We start from the raw sequence: 23,439 nt of genomic DNA, 5'->3' as shown, positions 1-23,439 counted from the left end.
GGTCCTCCAGCTAGGTCGCGCATCCTACCATCACTGTGCTTCCACCTGATTGCAGGGACGCCCGGCGGCCCACGCGGCGATGTTGTCCAGGGTGGTACGGGCGATGGCGGCCAGGGCTTCGCGGGTGAGGAAGGCCTGGTGGGCGGTGACGATCACGTTGGGGAAGGTCAGGAGGCGGGCCAGCACGTCGTCCTGCAGGGGCAGGTCGGAGCGGTCCTCGAAGAACAGGTTGGCTTCTTCTTCATACACATCCAGGCCCAGGTAGCCGAGCTGGCCGGATTTCAACGCATCGATCAGTGCCGGGGTGTCCACCAGGGCGCCGCGCCCGGTGTTGATCAGCATCGCGCCAGGCTTCATCCGCTCCAGGCTCCGGGCGTTGATCATGTGCCGGGTGGCGTCGTTGAGGGGACAGTGCAGGCTGATGATGTCGCTGTTGGCGAGCAGGTCCGGCAGGTCGACGTAGATCGCCCCCAGGGCCTCGACACTGGGGTTGCGCAACGGGTCATAGGCCAGCAGGCCGCAGCCGAAGCCGGCCATGATGCGGGCGAAGGCTTCGCCGATCTGGCCGGTGCCCGCCACACCGACGGTCTTACCCACCAGGTCGAAGCCGGTCAGGCCGTGAAGCGTGAAGTCGCCTTCGCGGGTGCGGTTGTAGGCGCGGTGCAGGCGGCGATTGAGGGCCAGGATCAAGGCCACGGCGTGTTCCGCCACGGCATGGGGCGAATAGGCCGGCACACGCACGACAGTCAGGCCCAGGTGCTTGGCGGCTGCCAGGTCCACATGGTTGTAGCCCGCCGAGCGCAGGGCGATCAGGCGGGTGCCGCCGCTGGCCAGGCGCTCCAGCACCGGGCCGGAGAGTTCATCGTTGATGAAGGCGCAGACCACGTCGAAACCGTTGGCCAGGGCCGTGGTGTCGAGGGTCAGTCGCGCCTGCTGGAAATGCAGCTCGAAGGTCGGGGCGGCGTTGAGGAAGCTTTCGCGATCATGGGCCTGACTGCTGAACAGAATGGTGCGCATGGGTTCTCCTTGGTTGTTCAGGAGCATAGCTGGCGTCCTGCCACTGCACCTTGCCTTGGATCAGGCCTCCATCCTGGCCACCTCGGCCAGCCGGCCGATGGCGGCGTCCAGCTCATCCAGCGCCTGCTGGGCGGTCGGGTCGTTCTGTTTGAGCAGGGTTTCGCTACGCTGGCAGGCGGCGCGTAATTGGGGCACGCCGCAGTAGCGGGTGGCGCCGTGGAGACGGTGCACCCGTTCCAGCAGGGTGGAACGATCACCGCTGCGGGCCGCCGCGCGGATGGCTTCGCGATCGGCGTCGAGGGAGGCCAGCAGCATGGACAGCATGTCGGCGGCGAGATCGGCCTTGCCCGCAGCCAGGCGCAGCCCTTCCTCCGCGTCCAGCACGTTCAGGCCGTTTTCCGTCTGAACCTCACGGGCTGTGCCCTGGCGCTGTACCGGCAGTCCGCCGAGGCTGAGGCCGGTCCATTTCAGCACCACCTGGGCCAACTGGCGTTCGCCGATGGGTTTGGTCAGGTAATCGTCCATGCCGCCCTGGAGCAGGGCTCGCTTCTCGTTGGCCAGGGCGTGCGCGGTGAGGGCGACGATGGGCACTGGGTCGACGCGCTGTTCGGTTTCCCAACGGCGGATCGCATCGGTGGCCTGGCGACCATCCAGGCCGGGCATCTGCACGTCCATCAGCACCAGGTCGAAGCGCTCCCGCTGGACCGACTCGATGGCAGCGAAGCCGCTGTCCACGGCGCTCACTTCGGCGCCCATGTCGCTCAGCAGGGTCTGCACCAGCAGCAGGTTGGCCGGGTTGTCATCGACGCAGAGCACGCGGGGCGCGCGGCTGTTGCTTGGCTGAGGCAGGTCGATGCGCGGCTGGCGCGGGCTGACCAGACCGCCGAGGGCGTGCTGCAGCTTGCGGGTGCAGGCCGGTTTGGCCTGCAGCTGGCTGTGGGCTTCGGGCAGGGCGCGGTGGTAGAGACCCTGCTCGGTAGTGGGGCAGAGGACCAGGCTCTTGCAGCCGAGTTGTTCCAGGTCCCAGACCCGCTGGCTGAGCTGTTCCGGTGACAGCGCCTGGACGTCGGCGCCGATCACCGCCAGGCCGATGGGGCGTTTGCCCAGGCGGCGCGCGGCGACTTCGTCCACCAGGTTGTCGATGCTGGGGACCTCCAGCACCTGCAGGCCGCAGTCTTCCAGTTGGTGGCAGAGGGACTGGCGGGTCAGTTCCTGGGGTTCGAGCACGGCCACGAGGCGCCCGTCGAGGCTGGGCAGCGCACTGCCTTCGATCTCGTCCAGTGACTTGGGCAGGCTGATGCTGATCCAGAACTCCGAGCCCACGCCCGGCGTGCTGCTGACGCCGATCTCGCCACCCATCTGTTCGATCAGGCGCTTGGAGATCACCAGTCCCAGGCCGGTACCGCCGGCCTGGCGTGAGAGGGAGTTGTCGGCCTGGGTGAAGGCCTGGAACAGGGCGCGCAGGTCGGCGTCGGAGAGGCCGATGCCGGTGTCTTGCACGCTGATGCGCAGTTGCGCCAGTTCGTCGTCGCTGTCGTCCTCGAGCATGGCGCGCACGGCGATGGTGCCTTCGCGGGTGAACTTGATGGCGTTGCTCACCAGGTTGGTCAGCACCTGCTTCAGGCGCATCGGGTCGCCCATCAGTTGCAGCGGGGTGTCGCGGTAGACCAGGCTGACCAGCTCCAGGCGCTTCTCGTGGGCGGCCGGCGCGAGGATGGTGAGGGTGTCCTGGATAAGGTCGCGGAGGTTGAAGGGGATGCTTTCCAGCACCAGCTTGCCGGCTTCGATCTTCGAGAAGTCGAGGACTTCGTTGATGATGCCCAGCAGGCTGTCGGCGGATTTCTCGATGGTCGCCAGGTAGTCCTGCTGGCGCGCGGTGAGGTCACTTTTCTTCAGCAGACCGGTGAAGCCGAGGATGCCGTTGAGCGGGGTACGGATCTCGTGGCTCATGTTGGCGAGGAACTCGGACTTGATGCGGCTGGCCTCCAGGGCCTCCTTGCGCGCCAGGTCCAGTTCGATGTTCTGGATTTCGATGGTTTCCAGGTTCTGCCGAACGTCCTCGGTGGCCTGGTCGATGTTGTGCTGCAGCTCTTCCTGGGCGGTCTGCAGGGCCTCGGCCATGCGGTTGATGCCGGAGGCCAGTTCGTCCAGTTCATGGCTACCCAGGGGCGGTAGGCGGGTTTCCAGGCGGCCTTCCTTGAGCAGTGCCACGCCCTGCTTGATGCGCCGCAGGGGCTCGTTGATGGCGCGGCTCATGCGCAGGGCGAGGAGGGCGGTGACGCCCAGGCCCGTGGTGATCAGCAGCAGACTGGCGAGCAGACTGCGATAGCCCCGCAGCAGCGTGCCCTGGTGGGACATTTCCAGTTCCACCCAGCCCAGCAGGTTGTCGTTGGGCAGCGGAGTCTTGTCGCCGGAGAGCACCCGGTGGCGCTCGAACACCGGCTGCAGGAAACGGGTGGCCTCGGTGTTGCTCCTCAAGGAGAGGTTGTCGCCTTGGCCTTCGGGGCTTTCATTGAGCATCCGTGGCCCGGCATGGGCGAGGCGTTTGTGGTCCGGGCCGATGAAGCTCACGGCGCGCACGTCGGCCTGGTCCAGGGCGTGGTCGGCGATGCGCTCCAGCAGCACCGCGTCGCCGCGGATCAGGGCCGGGGCGGCGAGGGGCGCGAGGTGTTCGGCGATCATTTGGCCGCGCTGGAGCAACTGGGCCTGCATGTCGGCCTGTTGCACCCAGGTGAAATAGCCGCCCAGTACCAGCGCCAGCAGGCTGGTGGGCAGCAGCGTCAGCATGAGCACGCGGCCCTTGATGCCCAGATCCTTGTACACGCCCATCCTCCCCAAGCGTAATTCGCGCAGTTTAGCGGCTGATTGGATGGGAATCTTCAGGCAGTTTTGCCAGAAATCACATTCAGCAGTCGTTCACACTTGAAGGTTGTTCGCATGCTCACCCTTTCCCGAGCCCCCCGGCCTTTGTCGCCATCGGTGCCTGCCGGTGTGGCCGGGTAGCGTTGCCTCAACGGCCAGGCACGCGGTCAGAAGCTGACGTTGGTGGCACGCTCGCTGGACTGGTAGGCCTCCAGGGCCTGCCGATCGCTGTCGTCGCCCAGCTCGACGGCTCGCTGGTAGTAGGCCGCGGCCAGGGCGCGCAGGCTGGGATGCGGCGCTCGGGTCAGGCGGGCGCGGCTGGCGCGAAGGAAGTTCAGGTTGCCACCGTCCAGGGCCTGGTGCAGCCAATGCAAGGCGTCATCCAACTGACCCTCCTCCGCCAGCACTGCAGCGTGACTGAACTGGCCGCGGAAGTCGCCGGCCAGGGCCGAGCGGCGGTACCAGTCCCGCGCGCGCTCCAGCGAGGGCTCCACGGCGATACCTTCCTCGAAGTAACGACCCGCCAGATTCATGGATTTGGCATGGCCCAGCTCCGCTGCCTGCAGGTACAGCGCGAAGGCCCGGTGCTGGTCACGCGCCACACCGCGCCCAGTGGCCAGCAGGCCGGCGTAGTTGTACATGGCCCAGTCCAGACCGGCTTCCAGAGCCAGGCGGTACTCGCGGGCAGCACCCTCCAGGTCCACCTCGCCGCCCCAGCCTTGTTCCAGACAACGGCCGAGCATGTTGCGAGCCATGGCATCACCCCGTTCGGCGGCGATGCGGAACCAGGTCCGCGCCAGGGCCGGGTCCCGTTCGATGCCGTTGCCATCCAGCAGGATCTGGCCGAGTAGCGTCTGGGCTTCCAGCGCACCGTCGCGGGCTGCGGCGAGGATGGTCCGGGCTGCCTGGCGCGGATCCATTGCCAGGCGTTCGCGCAGTTCTTTGCTGCTGAGGGTTTCGGTGCGGGTCAGGGTGATGCCCATGGCCGGGTTCTCCGCCCGGTGGCGCAGCGGATTGGGGGATTTCCGATGGGCTGCGGCAGGGGCTGTCGGGGGATTCGCGAGGGAGGCGAATAGTATTTATTTTCATTAAGCCTGTACAACCGAAGACTGGCCGGGGCTTCTTTATTGATTGCGCACGGACAAATGCCATCTGGCTACATCTATATAGCCGCAAGCCATAAACCGAAGCGCTTGCGCGATATGGCGCCGCCCGGTTTGCCGCTATCATATGCACCCCCTGCGTCTGGATTGCGAAACCCGCCATGACTCTGCAGTACCCCACTATCGCCGACTGCATCGGCCACACCCCGCTGGTGCGCTTGCAGCGGCTGGCCGGTGAAACCAGCAATACCCTCCTGGTCAAGCTCGAAGGCAACAACCCCGCCGGTTCGGTCAAGGATCGCCCGGCCCTGTCGATGATCACCCGTGCCGAATTGCGCGGTGACATCAAGCCCGGCGACACCCTGATCGAGGCCACCTCCGGCAATACCGGCATCGCCCTGGCCATGGCCGCCGCCATCAAGGGCTACAAGATGATGCTGATCATGCCGGACAACATGAGCGCCGAACGCAAGGCCGCCATGACCGCCTACGGCGCTGAGCTGATCCTGGTAAGCCGCGAGGAAGGCATGGAAGGCGCCCGCGACCTGGCCGAAAGCCTGCAGCGCGGTGGCCGTGGCAAGGTGCTGGACCAGTTCGCCAACGGCGACAACCCGGAAGCCCACTACGTCGGCACCGGCCCGGAAATCTGGCAGCAGACCCAGGGCACCATCACCCATTTCGTCAGCTCCATGGGCACCACCGGCACCATCATGGGCGTGTCGCGCTACCTCAAGGAGCAGAACCCGAATATCCAGATCGTCGGCCTGCAACCCCAGGAAGGCTCGGCCATCCCCGGTATCCGCCGCTGGCCCCAGGAATACCTGCCGAAGATCTACCAGGCCGAGCGCGTCGACCGCGTCATCGACATGGCCCAGAGCGAAGCCGAGGACACCATGCGTCGCCTGGCCCGCCAGGAAGGCATCTTCTGCGGCGTCTCCTCAGGCGGTGCGGTGGCGGCCATGTTGCGCCTGTCCCGCGAAGTAGAGAACGCCACCCTGGTGGCGATCATCTGCGACCGCGGCGATCGCTATCTCTCTACCGGTATCTACGAAGACCCCAATGTCCCGGCGTAACACCGGCCTGCGCTTCCAGCCCAGCGGCGGAGCGCGGACCCCTCAGGTCCCAGTGGGCAAGAAGCAGCGGCTCGTCATCGAGCGGCTGGCCCACGACGGGCGCGGCATTGCCTTTGTCGACGGACGTACCTGGTTCGTCGCTGGCGCCCTGCTGGAGGAAGAGGTAGAGGTCCGCGTGTTGACCGCCCGCAGTCAGGTGGTGGAAGCCCGTACCGAACGGGTACTGAACGCCAGCCCACTGCGCCGGGTGCCGCCTTGTGCCCATGCCGGCCAGTGTGGCGGCTGCACCCTGCAGCACCTGCCCCACGCCGAGCAGCTCGCCCTGAAACAGCGCACCCTGGCCGAGCAGTTGGCGCGCGTCGCCGATCTTTCGCCCGCGGAATGGGTGGCCCCACTTGTGGGGACCGAATTCGGTTATCGGCGCCGTGCGCGCATCGCCGTGCGCTGGGATGCGAAGGCCCGTCAGCTGGACGTCGGATTCCGCGCGGCTTCCAGCCAGTCGATTGTCGCGATCAAGGATTGCCAGGTGCTGGTACAACCCTTGCAGCCATTGATGCGCGACCTGCCCGAGATGCTGCACGGCCTGGACAAGCCCCAGGCGATCGGCCACGTGGAACTGTTCCATGGCACCGACTCGGCAATGCTGCTGCGCCACACCCAGCCGCTCGGTGAAGCCGACCTGCAGCGCCTGCGCGACTTCTGCGCGGCGCACCAGGCGCAGCTCTGGCTGCACGGCGAAGGCGATCCGCAGCCGGACCAGCCCGCCGCGCGCCTCGGCTACCGCCTGGAGCGTTGGAACCTGGAGCTGGAATATCGCCCCGGCGACTTCGTGCAGGTGAATGCCGCGGTCAATGAGGCGATGGTGGAGCAGGCGCTAGACTGGATGAAACCGCAGCCCGGTGAGCGGGTGCTGGATCTGTTCTGCGGGCTCGGCAACTTCGCCCTGCCGCTGGCGCGCCAGGTGCGCGAAGTGGTGGCGGTGGAGGGCGTCGACGCGATGGTGGAGCGCGCGCGTGGCAATGCCGCGGCCAATGGACTGGATAATCTGCACTTCTTCCAGGCCGACCTGTCGAACCCCTTGGCTGATGCAGCCTGGGCGGGGCAGGGATTCGACGCCGTGCTGCTCGATCCGCCACGGGATGGCGCCTTCGAAGCCGTTCGGCAGATAGCCGCGACCGGTGCGCGAAGAGTGGTCTATGTATCCTGCAATCCGGCGACCCTGGCGCGTGACAGCGCCGAACTGGTCAAGCAGGGATACCAGCTGAAGAAGGCCGGGATTCTCGACATGTTTCCTCAGACGGCGCATGTCGAGGCCATGGCGTTATTCGAGGCGGGCTAGGAAGCCCGCGTAATCCGACCGGCACGACAGAGGGCTGGCGACAGTTCGACGTGAGGGGTTCACGTCGTAGGGAAGGTAGGCAAGATGGTACAGGTGAGAGCGCAACAGCCGGTCAACACGGACGGCAGCATCAACCTCGAGGCGTGGCTGGACCATGTCATCAGCCTCGACCCGGTGCTCGACCGCGCGGTACTCAAGGAGGCGTGCGAGTTCGCCCGCGACGCCGAACAGCAGGCCCTGGCCGGCCAGAACAGCTGGGCGGAAGGCAACTCCAGCTTCCAGACCGGCCTGGAGATCGCCGAGATTCTCGCTGACCTGAAACTGGATCAGGAGTCCCTGGTGGCCGCGGTGATCTACCGTGGCGTGCGCGAGGGCAAGTTCCAGTTGCAGGCCGTGCAGCAGCGTTTCGGCCCGGTGGTCGCCAAGCTGATCGAAGGCGTGCTGCGCATGGCGGCCATCAGTGCCAGCCTCAACCCCCGCCAGTCCATGGTCCTCGGCGCCCAGGCCCAGGTGGAGAACCTGCGCAAGATGCTGGTGGCCATGGTGGACGACGTCCGTGTGGCCCTGATCAAACTGGCCGAGCGTACCTGCGCTATCCGGGAGGTGAAGAACGCCGACGAGGAGAAGCGCCATCGCGTGGCCCGCGAGGTGTTCGACATCTACGCGCCGCTGGCCCACCGACTCGGCATCGGCCACATCAAGTGGGAGCTGGAGGACCTGTCCTTCCGCTACCTGGAGCCGGATCAGTACAAGCAGATCGCCAAGCTGCTCCACGAGCGACGCCTGGACCGCGAGCAGTACATCGCCGATGTGATGAAACAGCTGCGCGAGGAACTGGCCGCCACCGGTATCAAGGCCGACATCAGCGGCCGCGCCAAACACATCTACTCCATCTGGCGGAAGATGCAGCGCAAGGGCCTGCAGTTCAGCCAGATCTACGACGTGCGCGCCGTGCGCGTGCTGGTGCCCGAGGTGCGCGACTGCTACACCGCGCTGGGTATCGTCCACACACTCTGGCGCCACATTCCCAAGGAATTCGACGACTACATCGCCAACCCCAAGGAGAACGGCTACCGCTCCCTGCACACCGCAGTGATCGGTCCGGACGGCAAGGTGCTGGAGGTACAGATCCGCACCCACGCCCAGCATGAGGAAGCCGAACTTGGGGTCTGCGCCCACTGGCGCTACAAGGGCACCGACGTCAAATCCAGCTCCGACCATTACGAAGAGAAGATCGCCTGGCTGCGTCAGGTGCTCGAATGGCACGAGGAGTTGGGTGACATCGGCGGCCTGGCCGAACAGTTGCGGGTGGATATCGAGCCCGATCGGGTCTACGTCTTCACCCCCGATGGCCACGCCATCGACCTGCCCAAGGGTGCCACGCCGCTGGACTTCGCCTACCGGGTGCATACCGAGATTGGCCACAACTGCCGTGGCGCCAAGATCAACGGCCGCATTGTGCCGCTGAACTACAGCCTGCAGACCGGCGAGCAGGTGGAAATCATCACCGGCAAGCAGGGCGCGCCGAGTCGCGACTGGCTCAACCCGAACCTGGGCTACATCACCACCTCCCGGGCGCGGGCGAAGATCGTCCACTGGTTCAAGCTGCAGGCACGCGACCAGAACGTCGCCGCCGGCAAGGCCATGCTGGAACGCGAACTGTTGCGTCTGGCGCTGCCGCCGGTGGACTTCGAGAAGTTGGCGGAGAAGTGCAACCTGCGCACCGCCGAGGACATGCATGCGGCCCTGGGCGCGGGTGACCTGCGCCTGGCCCATGTGGTCAACGCCGCCCAGGCCCTGGTTGAGCCCGAGCGCGGCCACAGCGAGCAGCTGGAGCTGATTCCGCGCAAGTCTTCCCATCACAAGCCGGGACGGCGTGGCGATGTGCAGATCCAGGGCGTGGGCAACCTGCTGACGCAGATGGCCGGTTGCTGCCAGCCGTTGCCGGGCGACCCCATCGTGGGCTACATCACCCTCGGCCGTGGCGTCAGCATCCACCGTCAGGACTGCCCGTCGGCGCTGCAACTGGCCGGTCGCGAGCCCGAGCGCATGATTCAGGTGAGCTGGGGCCCGGTACCGGTGCAGACGTATCCGGTGGATATCATCATCCGCGCCTACGACCGCTCCGGCCTGCTGCGCGACGTGTCCCAGGTGCTGCTCAACGAGCGCATCAACGTGCTGGCGGTGAATACCCGCTCCAACAAGGAAGACAACACCGCCGCGATGCTGCTGACCATCGAGATTCCGGGGCTGGATGCCCTGGGCCGATTGCTGGCGCGTATCTCGCAGTTGCCCAATATCATCGAGGCTCGCCGTAATCGGGCGGCCTGATGTAGGTTTGTCCGAGCTCGCGAGGCCCAACGATGATGTTGGGCTTCGCTGCGCTCTGCACCCACCTACGGAAAGTCCCCACAGGATTCCCGTCATGTACCAACTCAACGACCTGCTGCACCTGATGGCCCGGTTGCGCGACCCGCAGTACGGCTGCCCCTGGGACCTGAAGCAGGACTACGCGAGCATCGTCCCGCACACCATCGAAGAGGCTTACGAGGTGGCGGACGCCATCGAGCGTGGCGACTTCGACCACCTGCCCGGCGAGCTGGGGGACCTGCTGTTCCAGGTCGTCTATTACAGCCAGCTGGCGAAGGAGGAGGGGCGCTTCGAGTTTGCCGGCGTGGTAGACGCCATCACCCGCAAGCTGGTGCGTCGCCACCCCCACGTCTTCCCTGACGGGGACCTCTACGGTGCTCCGGACATGGCGCGCCTCGAAGAGGCGGCGATCAAGCAGCGCTGGGAAGAGATCAAGGCCGAGGAGCGCGCCGAGAAGGCCGCCGTTCCCCAGCAGTTGTCCTTGCTGGACGATGTGCCCACGGCGCTGCCGGCTCTGTCCCGTGCCGCCAAGCTGCAGAAGCGCGCCGCCCAGGTAGGCTTCGACTGGCCCGAGGCGCTGCCGGTGATCGACAAGCTCCGTGAGGAGCTGGACGAGGTGCTGGAGGCCATGAGCGAGAATGACCCGCAGGCCATCGCCGATGAGGTGGGTGATCTGCTGTTCGTGGTGGTCAACCTGGCCCGCCACCTCAAGGTGGACCCGGAAGCTGCCCTGCGTGGCGCCAATGCCAAATTCGACCGGCGCTTCCGCTTTATCGAGCAGGCATTGCGCGAGGCGGGGCGTCCCATTGAAGATTGCACCCTGGATGAACTGGATGCCCTGTGGGGCGAAGCCAAGAAACAGGAAAAACTCAGCCTTGGCTGTTAACTCGAGAGACTGAATCCCGTCATGAGCCTTTCCCTCCGCGACCAGCTGCTGAAAGCCGGGCTGGTGAACGAAAAGCAGGTCAAGCAGGCCACCAAGCAACAGCAGAAACAGACCCGCCTGGAGAAGAAAAACCAGGTGGACAAGGACGACTCATTGCGCCAGTCCGCCCTCCAGGCCCAGGCCGAGAAGGTCGCCCGCGACCAGGAGCTGAACCGCCAGCAGCAGGACAAGGCTGACCAGAAGGCCCGCGCTGCCCAGATCAAGCAATTGATCGAAGGCACTCGACTGCCCAAGCTGACCACTGACGACTACTACAACTTCGTCGACGAGAAGAAGGTCAAGCGCCTCGCCGTCAATGCCATGATGCGTGACAAGCTGAGCCGCGGCTCCCTGGCCATCGTCCGCCATGGCGGCGGCTACGAGGTGATCCCGCGCGATGCGGCCCTGCGTATCCAGGAGCGCGACCCACGCCGGGTGGTGCTGCTCAACACCCCGACCGAAGCACCGGATGAGGATGATCCGTACGCAGCCTACAAGGTCCCGGATGACCTGATGTGGTGATGATGTGAAGAAACCGGGCCTTGGCCCGGTTTTTTATATTTCAGACTTGCGCGAATTTCAGCTCGTAGGATGTCCGAAGCCCGGAAGCAATCCGGGGAGAGCGACCCCATTCGGGCTACGTCCGGGCGGACAGCGTGCCGGCCCCCGCCTTCAGCAGATCTGATTCCCCAGCAACACCCGCCCGAAGCTGGCCCCTTCCGTCAGCGGCGTGATGGCCGTGATCTGGTCAAGGCGCAGACGCTCCTGCCCACCCTCGTTCTGCACGATCAGGAACTCTTCCTTGTCCGGCGTCGTCAGGGTGGTCATGGCGCGGGCGTCCAGGCGGGCGCCGCCAGCCAATTCGATATGCAGCTGGTAGCGGTGCAGGCAAGCGATCTCGATGTAGTCGTAGAGGTCGCAGGAGAGCGGCAGGTATTCCTCGTTCATAACGGTTTCCTCTGCGGCGTGCCGGGTGGAAAGCATAGGCGCTATTGGCACGGCCAGGCAGTCCTCCAAGTATCAGCCTGTTTCGCTGGATTGGGGCCTGTCCAAGGTTCGGCGACTTTCAGGCGGGCACAAAAAACCGGGCACTGGGCCCGGTCTTTTGTGTGGGGGAGGCGTTACTCCGACAGGCCTTTCACAGGCTTGCCGTCCACCGTGCCCTCCTTGAGCATGATCTGGTATTCCTTGCCGTCCTTTTCCACCTGGTGCAGGCGGACCAGCAGGTAATCCCAGTCCTTGGCGAACCAGAGCACGGTCTTGCGGCTGCTTTGAGTGGGGTCGCGTACGCGCTCGACCTTGATGGCATCCACCAGGCCGGCCTTGGTGCGCACGCGCTCCTCGCCCAGCACGCGGAAGTCATAGGTCTCGATCTCGTCGCCGTCGATCACCTGGTAGCTCATGCTCTTCTTGCCGTCAGCGACGTCATGCTGGAGCACCAGCTGGTAGGTGGACTTGTCCTGCATGCCACGGTTCAGGGGCAGCCGCACCTGATTGCCGCGATCGGTACCGATGATCTGTTTTTGGGTCCAGTCGAAGTCGAACTCCACCTGCTTGCTCTTGCCCAGACCACTGCGGGTGAAGCGGTAGGTCAGGGGCAGGAAAGCATTGCTTTCGACGCGGAAGGTGCTCACTTCGCTCAGGCTGGCCACCAGCATGGAGGCCTCGAAGTCCAGTTCCCAGCGACCGTTGTCGAGTTGCTTCAGGCTGCGGCCGGCAGTACCACTGACCGGCAGTTGTTTCCAGTCCGCGGTGTAGCTGGCCTCGAAGGGTTTCAGCTCGGCGGACATGGCGGGCAGGGTGAAGGCGGCGAGGAGCAACAACAAGGCACGACGCATTGGCGAATCTCCTAGTTACGCAATTGTTGCCCGCAAGGGGGCAACGCTTTTCCATCAAGGTTGGCGCCGTTCGGGCCCAGGCACAGTCTGCCTTCGGCAAACCAGCGCACGGCCAACGGGTAGATCAGGTGTTCCTGTACATGAACTCGCTGGGCCAGGCTTTCCGGCGTGTCGTCTGACTCTACCGGGATTACCGCCTGCACTACCAGAGGGCCGCCATCGAGTTCCTCGGTGACGAAGTGCACGCTGCAGCCATGTTCGGTATCGCCGGCTTCCAGCGCGCGCTGGTGAGTATGCAGACCCTTGTACTTCGGCAACAGCGAGGGATGAATGTTCAGCAGGCGCCCCTGATAGTGGCGCACGAAGCCGGGGGTCAGGATGCGCATGAACCCGGCAAGTACGACCAACTGCGGGGAGAAGGCGTCGATGGTTTCGATCAGCGCGGCATCGAAGGCTTCCCGGTCGGCATAGGCCTTGTGGTCCAGCACGCGGGTATCGATGCCGGCCTTCTGCGCCCGTTCCAGGCCGAAGGCATCGGCGCGGTTGGAGATCACCGCGCGGATGCGGGCCGGATGATGGTCGGCCGCGGTGGTGCTGTCGATCAGCGCCTGCAGGTTGCTGCCGGAGCCGGAGATCAGCACCACCACATCACAGCGTGCGGCCATCAGTGGCTTTTCAGGTTGTTCAGCACGACACGCTGGGCGCCTTCGGCGGCCGCGGCGATCTCACCGATGACCCAGGGCTGTTCGCCGGCTTCGCGCAGGACCTTCAGCGCGGCTTCAACCTGCTCCGGTGCAACGCAGATGACCATGCCCACGCCGCAGTTCAGCACGCGGTGCATTTCCACTTCGTCGACGTTGCCTTTTTCCTGCAGCCAGTCGAAGACCGCCGGGCGGCTCCAGCTGGCCACGTCCAGCACGGCCTGGGCGCCTTCCGGCAGTACGCGCGGGATGTTCTCGATCAGGCCGCCGCCGGTGATGTGGGCCATGGCCTTCACCGCGCCGGTTTCCTTGATCAGCTTCAGCAGCGGCTTGACGTAGATACGGGTCGGGGCCATCAGCAGGTCGGCCAGGGGCTTGCCGTCCAGCTGGACCTGCTCGATGTCGGCGCCGCTGACTTCGATGATCTTGCGGATCAGCGAGTAGCCGTTGGAGTGCGGGCCGGAGGAGGGCAGGGCGATCAGGGTGTCGCCGGTGCGGACCTTGGAACCATCGATGATCTCGGCCTTCTCCACCACGCCGACGCAGAAGCCGGCCAGGTCGTAGTCCTCGCCTTCGTACATGCCGGGCATTTCGGCGGTTTCGCCGCCCACCAGGGAGCAGCCGGCCAGTTCGCAACCGGCGCCGATGCCGGTGACTACGGTGGCGGCTACGTCAACGTTGAGCTTGCCGGTGGCGTAGTAGTCGAGAAAGAACAGCGGCTCGGCGCCGCAGACCACCAGGTCGTTCACGCACATGGCGACCAGGTCCTGGCCGATGCTGTCGTGCTTGTTCAGGTTCAGCGCCAGGCGCAGCTTGGTGCCGACACCGTCGGTGCCGGAAACCAGGACCGGCTGCTTGTAACCGGCCGGGATTTCGCAAAGGGCGCCGAAGCCACCCAGGCCGCCCATCACTTCCGGGCGCGCGGTGCGCTTGGCCACGCCTTTGATGCGTTCGACCAGGGCTTCACCAGCGTCGATGTCTACACCGGCGTCCTTGTAGCTCAGGGAGGGTTGCTTGCTCATAAATCCAGGCCTATAGGGGGAAAATCGTGGGTCGACCGGCAAGTCTGGCTGCCGGTTTGCGAAGGCGCGCGATTTTATCAGGCTTGCCGGGTAGCGGCCATCGGCAACGGTCGGTGCCCGGCGAAAAGACGCGCAAAAACGCGTGCGTTGCTCCGGACCAGACGGCTGTTTAAGGTATAGCCCTTCGATTGCCGCCTATGCTGCACCTGTTTGTCCACAGAGACTCCGCCATGCGCCTGATCGCTTCCGCTCTCCTGCTTTGCCTGTCGTTGCTCGGTCTGCCGGCCCACGCTGATTCCGTCAGTGACCTCTACCAGGTTCGTGAACCTGTCACTTCGCAGCAGCCGGAGGAGCGTAGCCAGGCCCTGGTGCGCGCCCTGGACACCCTGGTACAGCGCCTGTCCGGTGACCCCAAGGCAGCCCAGAGCCCGGCCTTGGAGGCAGTGCGCAAGGACCCGCAGCAACTCATCAGCCAATACGGCTACGAAGGGCAGGTGCTGGTGGTGGATTTCGATCCGGTGACCACCGAGCGCACCCTGCGCCAGGCCGGCATCCCGCTGTGGAGCGCCAATCGCCCGGTGATCCTCGCCTGGTGGCTGAACCGCTCTGGGGACAGCAACAGCCTGGTGGGCGACGGCCAGGAGTCCGCTGAACCCCTGCGCCAGGCGGCCCAGAACCGTGGTTTGCCGCTGCGCCTGCCCCTGGCGGACCTCAATGAGCAGCTGCTGGCGACCCCCGAGCAACTCACGTCCGCTCAACCCGGCGCGCTGACCCAGGCTTCCGAGCGCTACGGCGCCGATGCCCTGCTGGCGGTGGATGCCAACCAGGTCGATGGCAAGTGGCAGGCCCAGTGGCGCTTGTGGCTGGGCGATAGCCGCGAGCAGGGCACCGCCGAAGCCGCCGACAGCACCGCACTGGCTGACTCCGTGCTGTCCGCAGTGAGCCAGCGCCTCGCGCCGCGCTTTGTGGTGGCGCCGGGCGCCGGCCAGAATCTGGAGCTGGAAGTTCAGGGCGCCGATCTCGCCCGCTACGCCGAGCTGTCGCGCCTGCTGGAACCTTTCGACGCACGCCTGCTGAAGGTGGAAGGCGACCGCCTGGAGTTCCAGGTCAACGCCAATCCGGAGCAATTGCGCGCCCAACTGGCCCTTGCCGGGCTGCAGGAGTCCCCGCCGGAAGCCCCGGCCGAACCTGTTGCCCCCGCCCCGAGCGGCACTCCGCAGGCGCAACCGGCGCCCCAGGTCGTGCCACGCAACAACGTGCTGCGTTTCCACTGGTAGCGGGCGTACACTGCTGGCCTACCCGTGACGGGGACGCCATGCACCAGTTGCCCAATCTGCTGACTCTGCTGCGCCTGGCACTGGTTCTACCCATTGCCGGGTTGCTGCTGTCCGATCGACATGCCCAGGCCCTGGTGTTGTTCGCCGTGGCGGGCTGTTCCGATGCCCTGGACGGCTTTCTCGCCCGGCGTTTCGGCTGGACCAGTCGCTTTGGCTCGCTTTTCGACCCCCTTGCCGACAAGCTGCTGCTGGTGACCAGCTTCATCTGCCTGACCGTCACCCAGGTTCTGCCTGTGTGGCTGACCCTGGTGGTTTTCCTGCGGGACCTGGCGATCCTCGCGGGCGCCGGGCTGTTCCGCGCGCTGGTTGGGCCGGCCGAGTTCGCACCGAGCCGGCTGGGTAAACTGAGCACATTGCTGCAGATGATCCTGGTACTGAGCCTGCTGGTGGAACTGAGCCTGGCGCCGGTGCTGGCCCCGGTACGCGGCCCACTGATCTGGCTGGTGGTGCTGGTGACGCTCTGCAGCGGAGCCCATTACGTCTGGGACTGGGGTCGGAAATTTCGCTATGCAAGGATGAGGGCTTGAAATGACCGATTCGCGTCGCTGGCTGTGGCTGGGTGGGTTCCTGTTCGTGGGGTGGCTGGTTTATCACTTGCACCCCGTGTTATCGCCGTTCCTGGTGGGCATGCTGATGGCCTATCTGGGCGATCCGCTGGTAGATCGGCTGGAACGCCTGGGTTTGTCACGCACCTGGGGCGTGGTGCTGGTGTTCGGCCTGTTCGGCGTGATCCTCCTCGCTCTGCTGCTGGTGCTGCTGCCGATGCTCGGTCGCCAGCTGCTGCGGCTCTACGAAGTGGCGCCGCAGATGCTCGACTGGTTGCAGCACAGCGCGCAGCCCTGGGTTCAGGTCAGGCTGGGACTGCCCCAGGATTTCTGGCGCTTCGACAGGCTCAAGGCGGTGCTGGGTGGCAACCTCGGCCAGACCACCGACATCGCCAGCACCCTGCTGGCCAGCGTCACCGCGTCTGGCCTGGCGCTGGTGGCTTGGTTGGGCAACCTCCTGCTGATTCCGGTGGTGGGTTTCTACCTGCTGCGGGACTGGGACCTGATGGTGAGCAAGCTCCGTGGCCTGCTGCCGCGCAGCCGCGAGTCGTACATCGTCGGACTGGTGGCTGAATGCCATGAAGTGCTGGGTGCTTTCCTGCGCGGCCAGTTGCTGGTGATGCTGGCGTTGGGCCTGATCTACGCCGTCGGCCTGATGCTGGTCGGCCTGGACCTGGGGCTTCTGATAGGCCTGCTGGCGGGCCTGGCCAGTATCGTGCCCTACATGGGCTTCGTGGTCGGTTTCGGCGCCGCGCTGATCGCCACGCTCTTCCAGTTCGGTGGCTTTGAGCTCTATCCGCTTATCGGCGTAGTCGCCGTCTTCACCGTGGGGCAATTGCTCGAAGGTATGCTGCTGACGCCGCTGCTGGTGGGCGATCGTATTGGCCTGCACCCAGTGGCGGTGATCTTTGCGATACTCGCCGGCGGCCAGCTATTTGGCTTCACTGGCGTGCTCCTGGCCCTGCCTGTGGCGGCGATTATCATGGTTTTGCTGCGCCATGCGCATGATTTCTATAAACTTTCCGACCTTTACGGACAGTCGAGTAGCGGTCCCGACGACCCTCCCAGTACGGCATGACACCGATCCAGCTTCCCCTGAGTGTGCGTTTGCGTGACGACGCCACCTTCGCCAACTTCTATCCCGGCGCCAATGCCGCGGCCCTCGGCTATGTCGAGCGCTTGTGCGAGCCCGATGCCGGCTGGACCGAGAGCCTGATCTATCTCTGGGGCGGCGAGGGTGCAGGACGCAGCCACCTGCTTCAGGCCGCTTGCCTGCGCTTCGAACAGCGCGACGAGCAGGCCATCTACCTGCCCATGGACGAACTTGTGCACTACGGCCCGGAAGTCTTCGACAATCTGGAGCAGTGCGAGCTGGTCTGCCTGGACGACCTGCATGCCCTGGCCGGGCGCCCGGAGTGGGAAGAAGGGCTGTTCCACCTGTTCAATCGCCTGCGGGATGCCGGCCGCAAGCTGCTGTTGTCGGCCAGCAAGTCGCCTCGCGAGCTGGGCGTGAAGCTGCCGGACCTCAAGTCGCGCCTGACCCTGGCGCTGGTGTTCCAGCTCCATGCGCTGTCCGACGAGGACAAGCTCCGCGCCCTGCAATTGCGCGCCTCGCGCCGAGGCTTGCACCTGACCGATGAAGTCGGACGTTTCATCCTGACCCGTGGCCCGCGCAGCATGAACCTGCTGTTCGACCTGCTGGACATCCTCGACCAGGCTTCGCTCCAGGCCCAGCGCAAGCTGACGATTCCGTTCCTCAAGGAAATCTTCGGCTGGTAGCACGAACGCCACCCCCTACAAAAAAGCCCGGATCAATCCGGGCTTTTTCATTTTCGACGGAGCATCACTCCCCGGCGAGCTTGCGGTTGTACTGGAAGCGCCAGCGCGTGTAGAGCAGCGCCGCGCAGAACAGCAGCAAGCTGAGCCCGGCCTCCAGCCAGCCCACCAGTGCGCGGGCCGGGTCGATGGCGGCGAGGACGCCCTGGATGAAGTAGAGGTTCACCACGAAGCAGGTCCAGGCGTGGGCGCGGGCGTTACCGAGGATCATGCCGGGGGTGAGCAGGGCCAGGGGCACCAGCTGGATCGTCAGGACCACCCAGGTCCGCGCGCCGTGCAGGTCGGCGAGGAACAGGGTGCTCATCGTCAGGAGCAGGGCCAGGGCGAGGAAACTCGCCAGGCTGACCACGCGGCTGGCGTTCATGCGCGGGGCCAGCCAGGCCAGTTCAGGAAGTTGCTTGGGTTTTCTAGCCACGCGGAGTCTCCAGGCGTTGGGCGATCTGCGCCACGCGCTGGCCGAGGGCGCGGCAGAGGGTGGTCTCGTGTTCGTCCAGCGGGCGTTTGCCGTCCGCCCCGGCATGGTGGCTGGCGCCGTAGGGCGTGCCGCCGCCACGGGTTTCCAGCAGCGCCGGTTCGCTGTAGGGCAGGCCGGTGATCAGCATGCCGTGGTGCAGCAGGGGCAGCAGCATGGAAATCTGGGTGGTTTCCTGGCCGCCGTGCAGGCTGGCGGTGGAGGTGAACACGGCCGCCGGCTTGCCCACCAGTTCACCGGTCAGCCAGAGGCTGCTGGTGCCGTCGAGGAAGTACTTGAGAGGGGCGGCCATATTGCCGAAGCGGGTAGGGCTGCCGAGGATCAGGCCGGCGCAGTGGCGCAGGTCATCCAGGGTGGCGTAGAGGGGGCCGTCAGCGGGAATGTCCGGGGCCACCGCTTCACATTCGGTAGACACTGCCGGCACGGTGCGCAGGCGCGCTTCCAGGCCGGCCAGTTCGACACCACGGGCGATCTGCCGGGCCATCTCCGCAGTGGAGCCGTGGCGGCTGTAGTAGAGGATCAGGATGTAGGGCGTGCTCAAGGAAGGATCTCCAGCACCTTCTCCGGCGGACGGCCAACCACGGCCTTGTTGCCAGCGATCAGGATGGGCCGTTCGATCAGCTTCGGATGGGCCACCATGGCGGCGATCAGCTGCTCTTCGGAGAGGCTGGCGTCGTCCAGGTTCAGTGCCTTGTACTCGTCCTCGCCGGTGCGCAGCAGCTGGCGGGCGGAAATGCCCAGCTTGACCAGCAGGTCGCGCAGCTCGGCGGCGCTGGGCGGCGTTTCCAGGTAGCGCACGATGGTGGGGGCCAGGCCACGGGCTTCGAGCAGTTCCAGGGCACCGCGGGATTTGGAGCAACGCGGGTTGTGGTAGAGGGTCAGTTCGGTCATGTCGGGGGTCGCATGGGCTTGGTCGAGGCGGCTATTCTAACCGCGTCGTGAGGCAGTCCTGAACCGTGGACCGCGCTTGCGGTCTGTGGCCCAGGCCGGGCAGAACCGAATCAAGGAGAAGGAATGCGCCAACGCCTCACCGACACCGTCGAATTCTGGCGCTTCCTGCTGCAGAGGTTCATCGCCGATCGTGGCACCAACAGCGCTGCGGCGTTGACCTACACCAGCCTGTTCGCGGTTGTGCCGATGATGACGGTGACCTTCACCATGCTGTCGGCCATTCCCGCCTTCCAGGGCACCGGCGAGCAGATCCAGAGCTTCATCTTCCACAATTTCGTGCCCTCCACCGGGGAGGCCCTGCAGGAGTACCTGCGTGCTTTCACCGTGCAGGCCCGGCACCTGACCTGGGTGGGCGTCGGGCTGCTGGTGGTGACCGCGTTCATGATGCTGGTGACCATCGAGAAGGCCTTCAACACCATATGGCGGGTACGCCAGCCTCGACGCGGCGTCTACAGCTTTCTGCTCTACTGGGCCATGCTCAGTCTCGGCCCGTTGCTGCTGGGGGCGGGATTTGCAGTCAGTACCTACATCACCTCGCTTTCCCTGATCTCCGGTCCGGATGCCTTGATCGGTGCCCAGACCCTCCTGGGGTTCATGCCGCTGTTGTCGAGCATTGCCGCGTTCACGCTGATCTACGCCGCGGTGCCCAATGCCCGGGTGCCGGTGCGCCACGCCCTGGCGGGTGGCACCTTCGCTGCGCTGCTGTTCGAGGCGGCAAAAGCGCTGTTCGGCCTCTACGTCAGTTTCTTTCCGGGGTATCAACTGATCTACGGTGCTTTCGCAACAGTGCCGCTGTTCCTGCTGTGGATCTATCTTTCCTGGGTGATCGTGCTGTTAGGCGCCGAGCTGGTGTGCAACCTGTCCACGCCCTGGCACTGGCGTCGCCGGGCGCTACCGCGACTGCTGGTGATGATGGGCATCCTGAGGGTGTTCCACGATCGCCAGATGCGCGGCATGCCGGTGCGTCATCTGGATGTTCAGCGTGCCGGCTGGCACCTGCCGGAAGACGAATGGCTAGAGCTGCTGGAGTTGCTGGAGGGCCAGCATCTGGTCTGCCGGGCCGCTGGCGGGTCCTGGGTGCTCTGCCGCGACCTCAGCGGCTACAGTCTTTACCAACTGCTGGTTCACATGCCCTGGCCGTTGCCGAGACTGAGCCAGTTGCCGGAGCATCTGGACGAGGATTGGTATCCGCCGCTGCGCAAGGCCCTGGAACTCCTTCAGGAGGAGCAGCAGGCGTTGTTCGGCGGCAGCCTGGCTCAATGGCTCAAGCCGGGAAACGACTGACGAAATTTGTCAGTCGATGAGGGGGCGGAGAGGCTGGAGCCGATCTGGGGTGGTGAAGTGTCGGGCCCGTGGGGTTGGCATGTTTATGGCACTACAGGGAAGAGGCCATCATTCTGATGGCCAGGGGATGAAGGCGATGGGAACCGCGCAAGACAAACTGATCCACCTGCACGAACGCGTACCGCAACGGGCGCTGGAAGGATTGAACCGGGTGACCGGGCTGAATTTCCGTCACTGGCCGGAATCCCTGGCTCCAGCGACCGTGCAGGAAAAAGACGACGGCGTCGAGCTGCCGGCGATGGAGGCCAGCCGGGCGTTGCCCGGCTGAGAGGCGTCAGGCGCGCGCCTGGCGTTGGGCGGGCGCCGCCAGTTCCACCGCCTGTACGAAGAGCTCTTCCACCACCAGTCCCTGGACCGGCACGGCGCAGCGCAGGTGCACCTGCATCTGCACGATCTTGTGCTTGAACGGGAGGCGGGCAACGCCAGCCAGCAGGATCTTGCCCTTGGAATTGAGCCGACCGTGGTCGACGGTTACCTCGCGGCGCTGCTCTCCATCCATGTAGTTCACCAGCAGGGACACCGGCAGATCCGCCATACCCGGCAAATGCAGCCAGCTCGCCACATTGAAATCCGCCACCCGGCCCTCGAAGGGCGTGAGGGTGGAGCGGGCAACTTCGACGACGCGGGCGGGGACCGGGCCGATCAGGTTGTCTTGCTGCTGCATGGGGCGTCCAGGCTGGGAGGGTACGTTCGTACCGATGTCCCAGGATTATAAGCAGCCATTCCCCTCCGAACTGTGCGCCTTCACCACAGGGCGACGTGACCGGCCTCGCAGTTTGATCACTCAGGCGAGCTGCAGGGGGTAGCGAGCCACCAGGGAGGTGCAGAGGTTGGCTTCAGGCAGTGGCACGATGGCCTGGTTGTGCACGCTGGCCAATTGCAGCCAGAGGTTTTCCCCTTCGACGAATTGCTTGCAGGGCAGCCAGAGGCCGTGATGCCAGCCGTTGCCGGGGTCTGGTGTGCTTTGCAGTACACCGGGGTGGGTCTGGGCGCTGGGGGTGCGGCGCAGCCAGACGGGGCGCGGCAGGCCCTTGAGATAACGCAGGCCGAGATGCAGGCCTTCGGTGTTCTGGTAGCGCCAGCGCACCAGGGCAAGTACCGGGCTGCTCTGGGTCTGCACCAGCACCAGTTGCCCCACTGGCAGCTGGTTGCCCAGATCGCCTTGGCACAACAGGCGGGTACCCCCGGGGCTGGCGTCCAGGAACTGCGCTTCGCTGCGACCTGGATGCTGCGCAAGCAGGTCGGCATGGATGGCGGGCAGCCCCACCACCAACTCGCAGTTGCCCGATTGCTCGGTGCGTGGGTGGCGGCGTTGCTGGCGTCCCAGCCAATGCGGTCGGACCCGCTCCAGCAGCGCCCGTTCGCTTTCACTGCGCAGAGGCGCGGGATCGTGCAGGGCGATCAGCAGGGCACCCAGTTCCAACCGACGCAAGTAGGCATCGGCGCCGTCGGGACGCTGGTCCTGCGGCAGACAGGGCTGGGACTCGGTGAGATCGACGGTCGGGCTGCCGTTTTCGTCGTCCTCGTCCCACGGTATCAATCGAGCCAGGCCGGCGATCGGGGCGAGCGCACCGAACAGCAGCGTGCATTCGCCCTCGCTGAGGTGAAATGGGTTGCTCAGGGCCAGGAGCAGCATCTGCTGGTAGAGCCCGCGCAGGGTGTTGGCCGGGGTCGGGTGGAAGGCTGCGGCCACCGGTTCGTCCAGGCAGTTCTGGTGTTCACCGATCCAGTACAACAGGTGGCTGTCACGCCAGAGTCGTGGGTTGGGTTCCTGATAGCCCTGGTAGTGGCGTAGCTGCGTCTGGGCGAGGAAGTGCTGGGCCATGTAGAGGCACCAGGCCATGTGCGGGCGCGAGGGCTGGTGGCCTTGAAGGATCTGCAGCAGCAGGCGCTTGAACCCGCTGGCCAGTTCATTGCAAAGCGTGATGAAGAGCGCTGGTGGTGTGGCTCGGTCCTGCCAGGCCCTGGCGTAGTGGCGGAACTCCTCGCTGAAGCTTTGCAGCACGCGTTGCCTTTCGAGTAAGGTCAGCGCGCTACGGTTGAGCTTGAACAAAAGCTCCAGAACCTGCTGTACGGCACTATCCTGAGGGAGTCGGCGGGCCTCCGCGAGGAGCGTGGGCACGCTTGCCAATGGAGTGCTGTTCGCTTCCAGGATGTCCGGTACCTCCAGGCGCAGGGCATCCAGTGTCATATCAACCCCGCGTACACGAGGACCGAATGCATGGGATTGCGACTCCAGGCTGTAATAGGGGTGTTCGCACTGATGGGGGCCGGTTTGTTCCTGGCCAGTTGCTCGGACGACGTAGGCGTCGACCAGAATGGACAGAAGGTAGCGGTTGAGCGCCTCGAAGGCCAGTGGCTGGTGATCAATTACTGGGCCGAATGGTGTGCGCCATGCCGTACGGAAATCCCCGAGCTCAACGCATTTGCGGAGCAACAGAAGGACAAGGGTGTGAAAGTGCTGGGCGTCAACTTCGACGGGCTGCAGGGCGAGGAGCTTGGCGCGGCCGCGAAGAAGATGGGCATCCAGTTCACCGTGCTGGCCGAGGACCCCTCCAAGCGCTATGACCTTCCTCGCAGCGAAGCGCTTCCGGTCACCTACATCATCGATGCCCAGGGCAAAATGCGAGAGCGCTTGCTGGGTGAGCAGAATGCCGCGGGCCTGACCGCGCGCCTTGAACAACTGCGCAAGGGGAGCTAGGGC

At 65.3% G+C, this 23,439-nt stretch carries 24 protein-coding genes; 12 read left to right on the top strand and 12 right to left on the bottom strand.

Annotation, left to right across the window (positions count from 1 at the left end; all coding sequences use genetic code 11):
* Positions 1–30: 30 nt before the first annotated feature.
* From TQ98_RS20885 to TQ98_RS20875, 3 genes are all read right to left on the bottom strand, one after another.
* Complete coding sequence (locus TQ98_RS20885) at positions 31–1,017, bottom strand: 2-hydroxyacid dehydrogenase (protein ID WP_044874134.1); 987 nt, start codon at positions 1,015–1,017, stop codon at positions 31–33.
* A 60-nt stretch (positions 1,018–1,077) separates the two neighbouring features.
* Entirely contained in the window at positions 1,078–3,840 is a 2,763-nt protein-coding gene (locus TQ98_RS20880; protein ID WP_044874135.1) for an ATP-binding protein, read from the bottom strand.
* Positions 3,841–4,046: 206 nt separating this feature from the next.
* Entirely contained in the window at positions 4,047–4,862 is an 816-nt protein-coding gene (locus TQ98_RS20875; protein WP_044873827.1) for a tetratricopeptide repeat protein, read from the bottom strand.
* A gap of 281 nt (positions 4,863–5,143) precedes the next feature.
* Here TQ98_RS20875 and cysM point away from each other — a divergent pair, with 281 nt between their 5' ends.
* The 5 genes from cysM to TQ98_RS20850 all read left to right on the top strand — a co-directional run bounded on the left by cysM (position 5,144) and on the right by TQ98_RS20850 (position 11,211).
* Positions 5,144–6,055 carry a cysteine synthase CysM gene (cysM, locus tag TQ98_RS20870; RefSeq protein WP_044873828.1) on the top strand — a complete coding sequence of 304 codons (912 nt, stop codon included), beginning with the start codon at positions 5,144–5,146 and terminating at the stop codon, positions 6,053–6,055.
* Complete coding sequence (rlmD, locus tag TQ98_RS20865; protein ID WP_044873829.1) at positions 6,042–7,394, top strand: 23S rRNA (uracil(1939)-C(5))-methyltransferase RlmD; 1,353 nt, start codon at positions 6,042–6,044, stop codon at positions 7,392–7,394. The genes cysM and rlmD overlap by 14 nt, the downstream gene beginning before the upstream one ends.
* An 84-nt stretch (positions 7,395–7,478) precedes the next feature.
* The gene (gene relA, locus TQ98_RS20860; RefSeq protein WP_044873830.1) at positions 7,479–9,725 is read left to right on the top strand and encodes a GTP diphosphokinase; all 2,247 of its coding nucleotides are present in this window, start codon (positions 7,479–7,481) and stop codon (positions 9,723–9,725) included.
* Between the two features lie 94 nt (positions 9,726–9,819).
* Complete coding sequence (mazG, locus tag TQ98_RS20855) at positions 9,820–10,650, top strand: nucleoside triphosphate pyrophosphohydrolase (RefSeq protein WP_044873831.1); 831 nt, start codon at positions 9,820–9,822, stop codon at positions 10,648–10,650.
* A 21-nt stretch (positions 10,651–10,671) separates the two neighbouring features.
* A complete protein-coding gene (locus tag TQ98_RS20850; RefSeq protein ID WP_044873832.1) occupies positions 10,672–11,211 on the top strand; it encodes a DUF2058 domain-containing protein in 540 nt (179 codons plus the stop codon).
* 150 nt (positions 11,212–11,361) lie between these two features.
* On the opposite strand, the gene TQ98_RS20845 is transcribed toward TQ98_RS20850, so the two are convergent.
* The 4 genes from TQ98_RS20845 to purM form a co-directional block, all read right to left on the bottom strand.
* Positions 11,362–11,637, bottom strand: coding sequence for a Rho-binding antiterminator (locus TQ98_RS20845; RefSeq protein WP_044873833.1), 276 nt, complete (start codon positions 11,635–11,637; stop codon positions 11,362–11,364).
* A 173-nt stretch (positions 11,638–11,810) separates the two neighbouring features.
* Positions 11,811–12,527 (bottom strand): DUF3108 domain-containing protein, encoded by a 717-nt coding sequence (locus tag TQ98_RS20840; protein WP_044873834.1) that lies wholly within the window; start codon positions 12,525–12,527, stop codon positions 11,811–11,813.
* An 11-nt stretch (positions 12,528–12,538) separates the two neighbouring features.
* Positions 12,539–13,192, bottom strand: a complete 654-nt coding sequence (gene purN, locus TQ98_RS20835; protein ID WP_044873835.1) for a phosphoribosylglycinamide formyltransferase — start codon at positions 13,190–13,192, stop codon at positions 12,539–12,541.
* Complete coding sequence (purM, locus tag TQ98_RS20830) at positions 13,192–14,250, bottom strand: phosphoribosylformylglycinamidine cyclo-ligase (RefSeq protein WP_044873836.1); 1,059 nt, start codon at positions 14,248–14,250, stop codon at positions 13,192–13,194. The genes purN and purM overlap by 1 nt, the downstream gene beginning before the upstream one ends.
* 230 nt (positions 14,251–14,480) lie before the next feature.
* Here purM and TQ98_RS20825 point away from each other — a divergent pair, with 230 nt between their 5' ends.
* Genes TQ98_RS20825 through hda form a run of 4 tightly spaced genes read left to right on the top strand, consistent with a single transcriptional unit; the run spans position 14,481 to position 17,911 of the window.
* Positions 14,481–15,527, top strand: coding sequence for a DUF2066 domain-containing protein (locus TQ98_RS20825; RefSeq protein ID WP_044873837.1), 1,047 nt, complete (start codon positions 14,481–14,483; stop codon positions 15,525–15,527).
* A gap of 38 nt (positions 15,528–15,565) precedes the next feature.
* Entirely contained in the window at positions 15,566–16,114 is a 549-nt protein-coding gene (gene pgsA, locus TQ98_RS20820; protein ID WP_044873838.1) for a CDP-diacylglycerol--glycerol-3-phosphate 3-phosphatidyltransferase, read from the top strand.
* A 1-nt stretch (position 16,115) separates the two neighbouring features.
* Positions 16,116–17,210, top strand: a complete 1,095-nt coding sequence (locus TQ98_RS20815) for an AI-2E family transporter (protein WP_044873839.1) — start codon at positions 16,116–16,118, stop codon at positions 17,208–17,210.
* Positions 17,207–17,911, top strand: coding sequence for a DnaA regulatory inactivator Hda (gene hda / locus TQ98_RS20810; RefSeq protein ID WP_044873840.1), 705 nt, complete (start codon positions 17,207–17,209; stop codon positions 17,909–17,911). Before TQ98_RS20815 ends, hda begins: the two co-directional genes overlap by 4 nt.
* A 64-nt stretch (positions 17,912–17,975) precedes the next feature.
* Here the strand turns inward: hda and TQ98_RS20805 are convergent, their stop codons facing one another.
* From TQ98_RS20805 to arsC, 3 genes are read right to left on the bottom strand one after another with little or no spacing between them, the layout of a single operon-like run.
* A complete protein-coding gene (locus tag TQ98_RS20805) occupies positions 17,976–18,383 on the bottom strand; it encodes a DUF2069 domain-containing protein (RefSeq protein ID WP_044873841.1) in 408 nt (135 codons plus the stop codon).
* Positions 18,376–18,981, bottom strand: a complete 606-nt coding sequence (wrbA, locus tag TQ98_RS20800; protein ID WP_044873842.1) for an NAD(P)H:quinone oxidoreductase — start codon at positions 18,979–18,981, stop codon at positions 18,376–18,378. Before wrbA ends, TQ98_RS20805 begins: the two co-directional genes overlap by 8 nt.
* The gene (arsC, locus tag TQ98_RS20795) at positions 18,978–19,331 is read right to left on the bottom strand and encodes an arsenate reductase (glutaredoxin) (protein WP_044873843.1); all 354 of its coding nucleotides are present in this window, start codon (positions 19,329–19,331) and stop codon (positions 18,978–18,980) included. The genes wrbA and arsC overlap by 4 nt, the downstream gene beginning before the upstream one ends.
* Positions 19,332–19,454: 123 nt before the next feature.
* Here arsC and TQ98_RS20790 point away from each other — a divergent pair, with 123 nt between their 5' ends.
* Positions 19,455–20,675, top strand: coding sequence for a virulence factor BrkB family protein (locus TQ98_RS20790; RefSeq protein ID WP_044873844.1), 1,221 nt, complete (start codon positions 19,455–19,457; stop codon positions 20,673–20,675).
* 136 nt (positions 20,676–20,811) lie between these two features.
* Positions 20,812–21,003, top strand: a complete 192-nt coding sequence (locus TQ98_RS20785; protein ID WP_044874136.1) for a hypothetical protein — start codon at positions 20,812–20,814, stop codon at positions 21,001–21,003.
* A 6-nt stretch (positions 21,004–21,009) separates the two neighbouring features.
* Here TQ98_RS20785 and TQ98_RS20780 read toward each other — a convergent pair whose 3' ends face one another.
* Together TQ98_RS20780 and TQ98_RS20775 are read right to left on the bottom strand one after the other, a co-directional pair.
* Positions 21,010–21,399, bottom strand: coding sequence for a hypothetical protein (locus tag TQ98_RS20780; protein ID WP_044873845.1), 390 nt, complete (start codon positions 21,397–21,399; stop codon positions 21,010–21,012).
* Between the two features lie 120 nt (positions 21,400–21,519).
* Positions 21,520–22,926 (bottom strand): PilZ domain-containing protein, encoded by a 1,407-nt coding sequence (locus TQ98_RS20775; protein ID WP_044873846.1) that lies wholly within the window; start codon positions 22,924–22,926, stop codon positions 21,520–21,522.
* A gap of 30 nt (positions 22,927–22,956) precedes the next feature.
* Between TQ98_RS20775 and TQ98_RS20770 the strand changes: the two genes are divergently transcribed.
* Positions 22,957–23,436 carry a TlpA disulfide reductase family protein gene (locus TQ98_RS20770; protein WP_044873847.1) on the top strand — a complete coding sequence of 160 codons (480 nt, stop codon included), beginning with the start codon at positions 22,957–22,959 and terminating at the stop codon, positions 23,434–23,436.
* Positions 23,437–23,439 lie beyond the last annotated feature (3 nt).

This window comes from Pseudomonas sp. LFM046 (assembly GCF_000949385.2).
Taxonomy (GTDB): Bacteria; Pseudomonadota; Gammaproteobacteria; order Pseudomonadales; family Pseudomonadaceae; genus Metapseudomonas.
Note: the sequence above shows the minus strand (reverse complement) of the source record. Positions and strands in the feature narration are given on the sequence as shown.

Bases quoted from the DNA above. Each gene is read 5' to 3' on its own strand.
- TQ98_RS20885 (WP_044874134.1), bottom strand. From the start codon at position 1,017: ATGCGCACCATTCTGTTCAGCAGTCAGGCCCATGATCGCGAAAGCTTC.
- TQ98_RS20875 (WP_044873827.1), bottom strand. From the start codon at position 4,862: ATGGGCATCACCCTGACCCGCACCGAAACCCTCAGCAGCAAAGAACTG.
- cysM (WP_044873828.1), top strand. From the start codon at position 5,144: ATGACTCTGCAGTACCCCACTATCGCCGACTGCATCGGCCACACCCCG.
- rlmD (WP_044873829.1), top strand. From the start codon at position 6,042: ATGTCCCGGCGTAACACCGGCCTGCGCTTCCAGCCCAGCGGCGGAGCG.
- relA (WP_044873830.1), top strand. From the start codon at position 7,479: ATGGTACAGGTGAGAGCGCAACAGCCGGTCAACACGGACGGCAGCATC.
- mazG (WP_044873831.1), top strand. From the start codon at position 9,820: ATGTACCAACTCAACGACCTGCTGCACCTGATGGCCCGGTTGCGCGAC.
- TQ98_RS20850 (WP_044873832.1), top strand. From the start codon at position 10,672: ATGAGCCTTTCCCTCCGCGACCAGCTGCTGAAAGCCGGGCTGGTGAAC.
- TQ98_RS20845 (WP_044873833.1), bottom strand. From the start codon at position 11,637: ATGAACGAGGAATACCTGCCGCTCTCCTGCGACCTCTACGACTACATC.
- TQ98_RS20840 (WP_044873834.1), bottom strand. From the start codon at position 12,527: ATGCGTCGTGCCTTGTTGTTGCTCCTCGCCGCCTTCACCCTGCCCGCC.
- purN (WP_044873835.1), bottom strand. From the start codon at position 13,192: ATGGCCGCACGCTGTGATGTGGTGGTGCTGATCTCCGGCTCCGGCAGC.
- purM (WP_044873836.1), bottom strand. From the start codon at position 14,250: ATGAGCAAGCAACCCTCCCTGAGCTACAAGGACGCCGGTGTAGACATC.
- TQ98_RS20825 (WP_044873837.1), top strand. From the start codon at position 14,481: ATGCGCCTGATCGCTTCCGCTCTCCTGCTTTGCCTGTCGTTGCTCGGT.
- pgsA (WP_044873838.1), top strand. From the start codon at position 15,566: ATGCACCAGTTGCCCAATCTGCTGACTCTGCTGCGCCTGGCACTGGTT.
- TQ98_RS20815 (WP_044873839.1), top strand. From the start codon at position 16,116: ATGACCGATTCGCGTCGCTGGCTGTGGCTGGGTGGGTTCCTGTTCGTG.
- hda (WP_044873840.1), top strand. From the start codon at position 17,207: ATGACACCGATCCAGCTTCCCCTGAGTGTGCGTTTGCGTGACGACGCC.
- arsC (WP_044873843.1), bottom strand. From the start codon at position 19,331: ATGACCGAACTGACCCTCTACCACAACCCGCGTTGCTCCAAATCCCGC.
- TQ98_RS20790 (WP_044873844.1), top strand. From the start codon at position 19,455: ATGCGCCAACGCCTCACCGACACCGTCGAATTCTGGCGCTTCCTGCTG.
- TQ98_RS20785 (WP_044874136.1), top strand. From the start codon at position 20,812: ATGGGAACCGCGCAAGACAAACTGATCCACCTGCACGAACGCGTACCG.
- TQ98_RS20780 (WP_044873845.1), bottom strand. From the start codon at position 21,399: ATGCAGCAGCAAGACAACCTGATCGGCCCGGTCCCCGCCCGCGTCGTC.
- TQ98_RS20775 (WP_044873846.1), bottom strand. From the start codon at position 22,926: ATGACACTGGATGCCCTGCGCCTGGAGGTACCGGACATCCTGGAAGCG.
- TQ98_RS20770 (WP_044873847.1), top strand. From the start codon at position 22,957: ATGGGATTGCGACTCCAGGCTGTAATAGGGGTGTTCGCACTGATGGGG.